Genomic DNA, 10895 nt, shown 5'->3' on the forward strand with positions numbered 1-10895 from the left:
TCGGCGCGGGCCGGGCCGCCCAGAGGGCCAGCGCCGCCGCCAGCACCGCGGCCAGCAGGACGGTCTGGACGGCGGCCGCGGCCCGGTGGCGGCGCAGGGCCAGCAGTACCGCGCTGAGGGCGAGCGCCGCCGCGCTCGCCCCGGCGACCGTCAGCGGGGTGTGCACCGCCCGCCGGTGGTGCCCGGCCGGCTCGCCGGCGGCAGGGTAGTCGACCCACGGGAACGGGTGGCTGACCGCGGAGAGCAGCAGGAACAGCACGGCCAGGCCGGCCAGCCAGACGTCCAGCGCGAGCACCAGCAGACCGAGCGCGAGGGCGCCGCCCGGTCTCGGTGACCCGTCGTCAGACGGGCCTGGGCCGGGGTGTGGTGGCGTCTGCGAGTCGGCGGGCACCCCCGCATTCTGCCCGCCGCGGCCCGGGCCGCACATGAGTACGGGTACTCGGCCCGGATCGAACGACCGGCCGCGCCATTGGCACTCTGGTTGACTGAGTGCTAACCGGCGCCTATGGTCATTCCTGGCACTCTCCCCAGGGTGAGTGCTAACGCGATGGAGCATGCCTGACCCCCGCGACGGCAGGCCTGCGGACACCGCGACACCTACCTGTTAGACAACCCCGTAATCTCCGAAGGGGAGCTCGGACGTGACCACCAGCAGCAAGGTTGCCATCAAGCCGCTCGAGGACCGCATCGTGGTCCAGCCGCTCGACGCCGAGACCACCACGGCCTCCGGCCTGGTTATCCCGGACACCGCCAAGGAGAAGCCCCAGGAGGGCGTCGTCCTGGCCGTCGGCCCGGGCCGCTTCGAGGACGGCCAGCGCCTTCCGCTCGACGTCGCCGTGGGCGACATCGTGCTCTACTCGAAGTACGGCGGCACCGAGGTGAAGTACCAGGGCGAGGAGTACCTGGTCCTCTCGGCTCGCGACGTTCTCGCCATCATCGAGAAGTAAGACGTCTCCGCCCGCCCCGGATCCGTGTCCTCAAGTGACAGGGGCCCGGGGCGCGGTTGTTGGCTCACGTAAACCAGGCACTTTCTGAGGAATCGGGATCATGGCGAAGACCCTGCAGTTCGACGAGGACGCCCGCCGCTCGCTGGAGCGCGGCGTGAACAAGCTGGCCGACACGGTCAAGGTGACCATCGGCCCCAAGGGCCGCAACGTCGTCATCGACAAGAAGTTCGGCGCCCCCACCATCACCAACGACGGTGTGACCATCGCGCGTGAGGTCGAGCTCGACGACCCGTACGAGAACCTCGGCGCGCAGCTGGTCAAGGAGGTCGCCACCAAGACCAACGACGTCGCGGGTGACGGCACCACCACCGCCACCGTGCTGGCCCAGGCCCTGGTCAACGAGGGCCTGCGCAACGTCGCCGCCGGCGCCGGCCCGGCCGCCCTCAAGAAGGGCATCGACAAGGCCGTCGCCGCCGTCTCCGAGCACCTGCTGTCCATCGCCCGTGAGATCGAGGGCAAGGACGACGTCGCCGCCGTCGCCTCCCTCTCCGCACAGGACACCCAGGTCGGCGAGCTGATCGCCGAGGCGATCGACAAGGTCGGCAAGGACGGTGTGATCACCGTCGAGGAGTCCAACACCTTCGGCGTCGAGCTCGAGTTCACCGAGGGCATGCAGTTCGACAAGGGCTACCTGTCGCCGTACTTCGTCACCGACGCGGAGCGCCAGGAGGCGATCCTCGACGACCCGTACATCCTGATCAACCAGGGCAAGATCTCCTCCATCCAGGAGCTGCTCCCGCTGCTGGAGAAGATCCTCCAGGGCGGCGCCTCCAAGCCGCTGCTGATCATCGCCGAGGACGTCGACGGCGAGGCGCTGTCGACCCTGGTGGTCAACAAGATCCGTGGCACCTTCAACGCCGTCGCCGTCAAGGCCCCGGGCTTCGGCGACCGCCGCAAGGCGATCCTCGGCGACCTCGCCGTCCTCACCGGCGGCACCGTGATCTCCGAGGAGGTCGGCCTCAAGCTCGACCAGGTCGGCCTCGAGGTGCTCGGCACCGCCCGCCGCGTCACCGTCACCAAGGACGAGACCATCCTGGTCGACGGCGCCGGTGACCACGACGCCGTGGCCGGCCGGGTCGGCCAGATCAAGGCCGAGATCGCCGCCAGCGACTCCGACTGGGACCGCGAGAAGCTGCAGGAGCGCCTGGCCAAGCTGGCCGGCGGCGTCTGCGTCATCAAGGTCGGCGCCGCCACCGAGGTGGAGCTCAAGGAGCGCAAGCACCGCCTCGAGGACGCCATCTCCGCCACCCGCGCGGCCGTCGAGGAGGGCATCGTCGCCGGCGGCGGCGCCTCCCTGGTGCACGCCGCCAAGGTGCTGGACGGCGGCCTGGGCCTGTCGGGCGACGAGGCGACCGGTGTCGCGGTCGTCCGCAAGGCGCTCGCCGAGCCGCTGCGCTGGATCGCCCAGAACGCCGGCCTCGAGGGCTACGTCATCACCTCCAAGGTCGCCGACCTGGAGGCGGGCTTCGGCTACAACGCCGCCACCGGCGAGTACGGCGACCTGGTCAAGGCCGGCGTCATCGACCCGGTCAAGGTCACCCGCTCCGCCCTGGAGAACGCCGCCTCCATCGCCTCCCTGCTGCTCACCACCGAGACCCTCGTGGTGGAGAAGAAGGAAGAGGACGAGGGCAACGGCCACGGCCACTCGCACGGCGGTCACGGCCACTCCCACTGACCCCGGTCAGCAGGCCCCGAGGCCCGGTCGCGCCCTTCGGCGCGGCCGGGCCTCCGGCATGTCCGCACCCTGCCGCGGCGCCGGATACCCTCGGGGGCGGCGGAGCCCCCGCGGGGCTCGAATTCATCAGCCAGGTTTTGCGAACGCCAAAGGCTGCCTTATAACTGAGGCATGATCGAAGCCCGCCACCTCCGTGTCCTGCGCGCCGTCGCCCGGACCGGTTCCTTCTCCGCCGCCGCGCGCGAGCTGGGCTGCACCCAGCCGGCCGTGAGCCAGCAGATGAAGGCGCTGGAGAAGGCGGTGGCCACCCCGCTGGTGGTCCGCTCCGGGCGCGGCATGCAGCTGAGCGAGGCCGGCCGGGCGCTGGTGAAGCACGCCAACGGCATCCTGGCCGGGCTGTCCGCCGCCGAGGAGGAACTCGCCGCCATCGCCGGACTGCGGGCCGGACGGGTCAGGCTGGTGTCGTTCCCGACCGCGAGTTCCACCCTGGTGCCGCCCGCGGTCGCCCGGTTGCGTGCGGACCATCCGGGGGTCCGCGTGTCGCTGGTGGAGGCCGAGCCGCCGGAGGCGCTGGCGATGCTGCGGGCCGGCGAGTGCGAGGTCGCGCTGGCCTTCCGCCACCCGCACTCGCAGGGCGGCCTCCCGTCGGCCTCGCCGCACGCCACCGCCCGCGAGGCCCGCGCCGAGGCGACCCTGGAGGCGGCGGCCGCGGCCGCCGCGACGGACTGGTCGGACCTGGTGGTGCGCCCGCTGCTGGACGACCCGCTGGTCGGGGTGGTCCCGGCCGGCCATCCGCTGGCCGGGGCGGGCGCCGACCGCCCGGTGGAGCTGGCGCAGCTCTCGCAGGAGCAGTGGATCGCCGGCTGTCCGCAGTGCCGGGGGCACCTGGTGGAGCTGTGCGAGGCCGCCGGGTTCGCGCCGCGGATCGACTTCGCCACCGACGACTACCCCGCGGTGGTCGGCCTGGTGGCGGCGGGGCTCGGGGTGGCGGTGCTGCCCCGGCTGGCCCTGGACCCGGTGCGCCACCACGGGGTGGCGCTGGTGCCGGTGTCGGCGGTCGCGGGCGGCCCGGCGGTGCGCGAGGTGGTGGCGCTGACCCTGCCGGACCTGGCCGAGGTGCCGGCGGTCGCCCGGATGCTGGACCGGCTCACGGACGCCGCCGCCGCGCGCTGAGCCGCGCCGGCGGGCCCGGGCCGCCCTCCGGCGTGTGCAGAAACGTTTCTCTATCCGGTCCGGCGACGACGGGTCAGTGCCGCAGCCCCGCCGGACGGGTCAGCTGGACCTCGGCCAGCCGGTGCCGCGCCCGGCCGAGCAGCTCCTCGCGCTCGTCCTCGGTCAGACCGCCCCAGACGCCGTAGGGCTCGCGGACGGCCAGGGCGTGGGCGGCGCACTGGGCCCGTACCGGGCAGCGCATGCAGACCTCCTTGGCGCTGGCCTCCCGTGAGCTGCGGGCCGCCCCGCGCTCGCCCTCGGGGTGGAAGAAGAGCGAGCTGTCGACGCCGCGGCAGGCGGCGGAGAGCTGCCAGTCCCAGAGGTCTGCGTTCGGGCCGGGGAGGCGGGAGAAATCTGCCATGGCTCATTCCCTTCAAGGCTCGGGACCCCTCGGCTCGGCGAGGCGGCGATCGGCCGGTACGGACACCTGGAAATATGACTTACGACACCTACGTGAACAAGTCATCCACAGTCGGGCACAACAGTCAATGACCCTCCATAGGCTATAAAAACGGGCAAAAGGGGCAGGACGTTTGAGTGGTCGTGATCTGGCAAGCGGGTGGCCCCCGGTGCGCCGTCCTCCGCTCCGTGGCGCGCGTGGCGCGTGCGACGCGCACGATCAGCACAAAAGTGCGGCGTGTGCACCGCGAGGTGGGTGATCGGTAACGGTCCGGCCACGTACAGTGGTGGAGATGGCCCCGAAAGCCGTAACTCATTCGAGTGACGGTCGTTGGATGTGCGGAGGCGGTTGGCGGGCGCAGGACGTCGGGAACGATCGCGGGGACACCCGGCGATCGGTACGAGGTCCGTCGCCGAACGGCCGTGTCGGAGAGTGTTCGTACCAGCCAGGAGGCTCAACGTGACGCGGATCTGCTGCGGAGGACGGTCATGACATCCGTACTCGTCTGCGACGATTCCCCGCTCGCCCGGGAGGCGCTTCGCCGGGCGGTCGCGACCGTGCCCGGTGTCGACCGGGTGACCACTGCGACGAACGGCGAGGAGGTCCTCCGCCGCTGGGTGGCCGACCGTTCCGACCTCGTCCTGATGGACGTCCGGATGCCCGGCCTCGGCGGGGTCGAGACGGTCCGGCGGCTGCTGTCGGCCGACCCGGGCGCGCGCATCATCATGCTGACCGTCGCGGAGGACCTGGACGGCGTCGCCCTCGCGGTGGCCGCCGGCGCCCGCGGCTACCTGCACAAGGACGCCTCGCGCGCCGAGCTGCGGGCCACCGTCACCCAGGCGCTCGCCGACCCGACCTGGCGGCTCGCCCCCAGGCGGCTGCGCAGCCCCGACATGGGCGCGGCGCCGACGCTGACGGCGCGTGAGATCCAGGTGCTGGAGGGGATGAGCCACGGCCGCAGCAACGCGGAGATCGGCCGCGAGCTGTTCCTGTCCGAGGACACGGTGAAGACGCACGCCCGCCGGCTGTTCAAGAAGCTGGGCGCCTCGGACCGGGCGCACGCGGTGGCCCTCGGCTTCCGCTGGGGCCTGGTCCGCTGAGACCCGTCCGGCGGGGTATCCGACACGGCAACCGCACGGACGTGTGACGTTGTGGTCCCGAGGCTGCACCATGGAGGAGTGGAGCACCTCGGGGACCAGCGGACAGGTGCTGCGGAAACGAGAGTTGCCGCAGCCCGCGGCAGCCAGTGGGGCGGGAGGCGGCACGGTGCGCACAGTGGCGACGCATAACGTTCCGATGCACAAGTCCGGACGCGGTGCCGCGTTTTCCGCTCCGACCAGGCACCATGGACCGATGCGTGACGACGAGGCCGCCGCTCCGGGCGAGGCCCAGCCCGAGCCGGCCCAGGCCGACGAGGCCGTCCCCGACGGTCAGGGCGGCGAATCGTCGTACGCCGAAACGTCCGAGGTCAGGCCGCCGGTACTGGGCGGCGGCACCTCCCCGGTGGTGGCCTCGCTGGTGGCCGCCGCGGTCCGCGGCGAGGGTCCGGCGATCGACGCGCTGCTGGCCTACGTCCACCCGCTGGCGCTGCGCTACTGCCGCGCCCGGCTGGTGCGGCTGCCGGGCAACGCCCGCCACCACGTGGACGACGTGGCCCAGGAGGTCTGCGTGGCGGTGCTCTGCGCGCTCCCGCGCTACCGCGACACCGGCCGCCCGTTCGAGGCCTTCGTCTACGGGATCGCCGCGCACAAGATCGCCGATCTGCAGCGGGCCGCCATGCGCGGCCCGGGCTCCACCGTGATCCCGCAGGACGACCTGCCCGAGACCCCGGACGAGTCGCTCGGCCCGGAGGAGCGCGCGCTGCTGAGCAGTGACGCCGCCTGGATCCGCGAGCTGCTCTCCAACCTGCCGGCCCGCCAGCGCGAACTGGTGCTGCTGCGGGTGGCCGCCGGGCTGTCGGCCGAGGAGACCGGCGAGGTGCTGGGCATGTCGCCGGGCGCGGTCCGGGTCGCCCAGCACCGGGCGCTCAGCCGGCTGCGGGCGCTGGCGGAAGAGTCGTCCTGACTCCGGTGTTGTCAAGGGGGCGCGAGGTCATACCTCGCGACACCAGTACCATGGGGTATCGGCACCTGGTCAGGTTGCCAAAGTTCCGTGGGCGCGCACCGGGGTTCCCTTGGAGGTTCCTCCAGCCGTCCGTCGTCTTGGTGGCCAAGCCCTGTGCCGGTGCGCGCGGGTGGGACGTGGCCGTACCGCGGCCGTCCGCCCAGCTGAGAGAGCCACCCGGCCGGTAACCCTCGCCGGTCGTGCCCGAGATCGACGGCCACGCCACGGAAGGTCCCTTAGATGTCTTACAACGCCGCAGGCGTACCCGAGAAGTTCGCGATGCTCGGGCTCACGTACGACGACGTCCTGCTGCTTCCCGGGGCCTCCGAGGTGCTGCCGAACCAGGTCGACACCTCGTCCCGGGTCTCCCGGAACGTCCGGGTGAACATCCCGCTGCTGTCGGCCGCGATGGACAAGGTCACCGAGGCCCGGATGGCCATCGCGATGGCCCGCCAGGGCGGCGTCGGCGTCCTGCACCGCAACCTCTCGGTCGAGGACCAGGTCAACCAGGTCGACCTGGTCAAGCGCTCCGAGTCGGGCATGGTCACCGACCCGATCACGGTCGGCCCGGAGACCACGCTGGCCGAGGCCGACGCGCTCTGTGCCAAGTTCCGGATCAGCGGGGTGCCGATCGCGGACCCGGACGGCAAGCTGCTCGGCATCGTGACCAACCGCGACATGGCCTTCGAGTCGGACCGGCACCGCAAGGTCCGCGAGATCATGACCCCGATGCCGCTGATCACCGGCAAGGTCGGCATCTCCGGCGAGGACGCGATGGCGCTGCTGCGCCGCCACAAGATCGAGAAGCTGCCGCTGGTCGACGACGAGGGCCGGATCAAGGGCCTGATCACGGTCAAGGACTTCGTCAAGGCGGAGAAGTACCCGAACGCCGCCAAGGACGCCGAGGGCCGGCTGCTGGTCGGCGCGGCCGTCGGCGCCAGCGCCGAGGCCTTCGACCGCGCCCAGGCGCTGGTCGGCGCGGGCGTCGACTTCCTGGTGGTGGACACCTCGCACGGCCACAGCCACAACGCGCTGGCCTGGATCGAGAAGATCAAGTCCGCCGTCGCGGTCGACGTGGTCGGCGGCAACGTGGCCACCCGGGACGGCGCCCAGGCGCTGATCGACGCCGGCGTGGACGGCGTCAAGGTCGGCGTCGGCCCCGGCTCCATCTGCACCACCCGCGTGGTCGCCGGCATCGGCGTCCCGCAGGTCACCGCGATCTACGAGGCCGCGCTCGCCTGCCGGGCGGCCGGCGTGCCGGTGATCGGCGACGGCGGCCTGCAGTACTCCGGCGACATCGGCAAGGCGCTCGCCGCCGGCGCCGACACCGTGATGCTCGGCTCGCTGCTGGCCGGCTGCGAGGAGTCGCCGGGCGAGCTGCTGTTCATCAACGGCAAGCAGTTCAAGTCCTACCGCGGCATGGGCTCGCTCGGCGCGATGCAGACCCGCGGGCAGGCGAAGTCCTTCTCCAAGGACCGCTACTTCCAGGGCGAGGTCACCTCGGACGAGAAGCTGATCGCCGAGGGCATCGAGGGCCAGGTGCCCTACCGCGGCCCGCTCTCCGCGGTGCTGTTCCAGCTGGTCGGCGGCCTGCGCCAGACCATGGGCTACGTCGGCGCCGCCACCGTCGCCGAGATGGAGAGCAAGGGCCGGTTCGTCCGGATCACCTCGGCGGGCCTCAAGGAGAGCCACCCGCACGACATCCAGATGACCGTCGAGGCCCCGAACTACACCAGCCGCTGACCCGTACGGCCCCCGGGGCCCGTCGCCGCGCGAGCGGTGGCGGGCCCCGCGCCGTGTCCGCTCCCCGGCCGGGTGCCACGTGGTGGCGGGCCGGTACGGGATACTGGGGGCGGCCGGGGTGACCCGGCAGGCAGATGCAAGCAGCAGAAGGGCTCGAAGTGACTGAGATCGAGATCGGGCGTGGCAAGCGCGGCCGCCGGGCGTACGCCTTCGACGACATCGCGGTCGTCCCCAGCCGTCGTACGCGTGACCCGAAGGAGGTCTCGATCGCCTGGCAGATCGACGCCTACCGCTTCGAGCTGCCCTTCCTGGCGGCCCCGATGGACTCCGTGGTCTCCCCGGCCCAGGCGATCGCCATCGGCAAGCTCGGCGGACTCGGCGTGCTGAACCTCGAGGGCCTGTGGACCCGCTACGAGGACCCGCAGCCGCTGCTGGACGAGATCGCCTCGATCACCGAGGAGGCCGCCGCCACCCGCCGCCTGCAGGAGATCTACGCCGAGCCGATCAAGGCCGAGCTGATCAAGCAGCGGATCAAGGAGGTCCGGGACTCGGGTGTGGTGACCGCCGCCGCGCTCTCCCCGCAGCGCACCGCCGAGTTCTCCAAGGCCGTGGTCGACGCGGGCGTGGACGTCTTCGTGATCCGCGGCACCACGGTCTCCGCCGAGCACGTCTCCGGCGCGGCCGAGCCGCTCAACCTCAAGCAGTTCATCTACGAGCTGGACGTCCCGGTGATCGTCGGCGGCTGCGCCACCTACACCGCGGCCCTGCACCTGATGCGCAGCGGTGCGGCGGGCGTGCTGGTCGGCTTCGGCGGCGGCGCCGCGCACACCACCCGCACCGTGCTCGGCATCCAGGTCCCGATGGCCACGGCCGTCGCGGACGTGGCCGCGGCCCGCCGGGACTACATGGACGAGTCCGGCGGCCGGTACGTGCACGTGATCGCGGACGGCGGCGTCGGCTACAGCGGCGACCTGGCCAAGGCGGTCGCCTGCGGCGCCGACGCGGTGATGATCGGTGCCGCGCTGGCCCGGGCCACCGACGCGCCCGGCAAGGGCTTCCACTGGGGCATGGAGGCCGTCCACGAGGAGCTGCCGCGCGGCAAGCGGGTCGACCTCGGCACCGTCGGCACCACCGAGGAGATCCTGACCGGTCCCTCGCACACGCCGGACGGCACCATGAACCTGTTCGGTGCGCTGCGCCGGGCCATGGCCACCACCGGCTACTCGGAGCTCAAGGAGTTCCAGCGGGTCGAGGTCACCGTCAACCCCGCGCTGCACCACGGCTGACGGTCCGTCCGTGCCCGTCCTCCCGGGGCCCCCGCCGATCGGCGGGGGCCCCGGGGCGTTCGGTCCGCCGTCCGGCTGGTGTGGTCATGGTGCGTTCCTCGGGGAGAGTCTGTGCGCGGCTGCGCCGCTGACCGGCTGTTTCCGCTCTCCGGTCGGGTACGGAACGCCCGGTTCCGGTACGGATCTTCACGGTCAACCCCCGGGGCGGGTGGTCGGCGACCGAAGGAACAGGAGATGATGGTGACTTGGCGTCTTGGAGCCGGGCGCCGGGCGCGCGGGCGATGCCCCCGGGTTGTGCCCGCGCGGGCCGATGCGCCGTCACTTCGACCGGCAGCAGTACGCGGGCCAGCAACACATGGGGGAGCGCACCGATGACCCAGGCGCAGGAGTCCACGGGCCGGCTGCTGGCCGGCCGGTACCGGCTCAACGCGGTGCTCGGCAGCGGCGGCATGGGCACGGTCTGGCGGGCCGAGGACGAGATGCTCGGCCGGATCGTCGCCGTGAAGGAACTGCGCATGCACGGCGGGGTGGACGAGGAGGAGAAGCACCGCCTGATCGTCCGTACCCTGCGGGAGGCCAAGGCAACCGCCCGGATCCGGCACACCGCCGCCGTCACCGTCTTCGACGTGGTCGAGGAGGACGAGCGGCCCTGGATCGTGATGGAGCTGGTCGAGTCCCGCTCGCTGGCCGAGGTCATCAAGGAGGACGGGCCGGTCACCCCGGTCCGGGCCGCCGAGATCGCGCTCGACCTGCTCGGCGTGCTGGGCGCCGCCCACAGCCACGGGATCCTGCACCGCGACGTCAAGCCGTCCAACGTGCTGATCGGCGAGGACGGCCGGGTGGTCCTCACCGACTTCGGCATCGCCAGCGTGGAGGGCGACACCTCGATCACCTCCACCGGCATGCTGGTCGGTGCCCCCTCGTACATCTCGCCGGAGCGGGCCAAGGGCCACAAGCCCGGCCCGCCGGCCGACCTCTGGTCGCTGGGCGGCACGCTGTACGCGATGGTCGAGGGCAAGCCGCCGTACGACCGGGGCTCGGCGCTCGCCACCCTGACCGCCGTGATGACCGAGGACCTGCCCGCCTCCGAGAAGGCCGGGCCGCTGTGGCCGGTGATCGAGGGGCTGCTGGAGAAGGACCCGGCGCTGCGGCTGGACGCCTCCGAGACCCGCTCGATGCTCAAGCGGATCGTCGCGGCGGGCGTGAGCCGGGCCGAGGCGACCACCCAGCAGGCGGTGCCGGTCAAGGGCGCTGACGAGGCGTCCGTGGCGAAGAGCGGGCCGAAGGGCGACCCGAAGGTCGCGGCGGAGCCCGGGCCGGTGCCGGGGCCCGCCCCGAAGGCCGCGGCCGCGGCGGGGACGGCGGCGGCGCGTTCGACCGCGAAGGCCGACGCGCCGGAGCCCGCCGCGAAGAAGGCGGCGGCGAAGAAGGCGGCGCCGAAGCCGGAGCCCGCGCCGAAGCCCGCCGCC

9 protein-coding genes and 1 pseudogene are annotated in these 10895 nt (G+C 72.5%); 8 read left to right on the forward strand and 2 right to left on the reverse strand.

Annotated features, from left to right (window positions below; translation table 11 throughout):
- Positions 1-391: pseudogene (locus AA75_RS00700) on the reverse strand (hypothetical protein); the annotation flags it as partial.
- A 250-nt stretch (positions 392-641) separates the two neighbouring features.
- Between AA75_RS00700 and groES the strand changes: the two are divergent.
- The 3 genes from groES (at position 642) to AA75_RS00715 (ending at position 3855) form a co-directional block, all read left to right on the forward strand.
- Complete coding sequence (gene groES, locus AA75_RS00705; protein ID WP_014136232.1) at positions 642-947, forward strand: co-chaperone GroES; 306 nt, start codon at positions 642-644, stop codon at positions 945-947.
- A 100-nt stretch (positions 948-1047) separates the two neighbouring features.
- Entirely contained in the window at positions 1048-2682 is a 1635-nt protein-coding gene (gene groL / locus AA75_RS00710; protein WP_033817676.1) for a chaperonin GroEL, read from the forward strand.
- Between the two features lie 171 nt (positions 2683-2853).
- Entirely contained in the window at positions 2854-3855 is a 1002-nt protein-coding gene (locus AA75_RS00715) for a LysR family transcriptional regulator (protein WP_033817677.1), read from the forward strand.
- A gap of 73 nt (positions 3856-3928) precedes the next feature.
- Here the strand turns inward: AA75_RS00715 and AA75_RS00720 are convergent, their stop codons facing one another.
- Complete coding sequence (locus tag AA75_RS00720) at positions 3929-4255, reverse strand: WhiB family transcriptional regulator (RefSeq protein ID WP_033817678.1); 327 nt, start codon at positions 4253-4255, stop codon at positions 3929-3931.
- 527 nt (positions 4256-4782) lie between these two features.
- On the opposite strand from AA75_RS00720, the gene AA75_RS00725 reads away from it, so the two are divergent.
- The 5 genes from AA75_RS00725 to AA75_RS00745 all read left to right on the forward strand — a co-directional run.
- A complete protein-coding gene (locus tag AA75_RS00725) occupies positions 4783-5394 on the forward strand; it encodes a response regulator transcription factor (RefSeq protein ID WP_014136228.1) in 612 nt (203 codons plus the stop codon).
- Between the two features lie 253 nt (positions 5395-5647).
- Positions 5648-6358 (forward strand): RNA polymerase sigma factor ShbA, encoded by a 711-nt coding sequence (gene shbA / locus AA75_RS00730; RefSeq protein WP_082526138.1) that lies wholly within the window; start codon positions 5648-5650, stop codon positions 6356-6358.
- Positions 6359-6637: 279 nt separating this feature from the next.
- Positions 6638-8140, forward strand: a complete 1503-nt coding sequence (gene guaB / locus AA75_RS00735) for an IMP dehydrogenase (protein WP_033817679.1) — start codon at positions 6638-6640, stop codon at positions 8138-8140.
- Between the two features lie 158 nt (positions 8141-8298).
- Positions 8299-9426 (forward strand): GuaB3 family IMP dehydrogenase-related protein, encoded by a 1128-nt coding sequence (locus AA75_RS00740; protein WP_033817680.1) that lies wholly within the window; start codon positions 8299-8301, stop codon positions 9424-9426.
- A gap of 371 nt (positions 9427-9797) precedes the next feature.
- Positions 9798-10895, forward strand: a 1098-nt coding sequence (locus AA75_RS00745; protein ID WP_149037865.1) for a serine/threonine-protein kinase, incomplete at its 3' end; no start/stop codon positions are given.

Source organism: Kitasatospora sp. MBT63 (assembly GCF_000710465.2).
Classification (GTDB): domain Bacteria; phylum Actinomycetota; class Actinomycetes; order Streptomycetales; family Streptomycetaceae; genus Kitasatospora.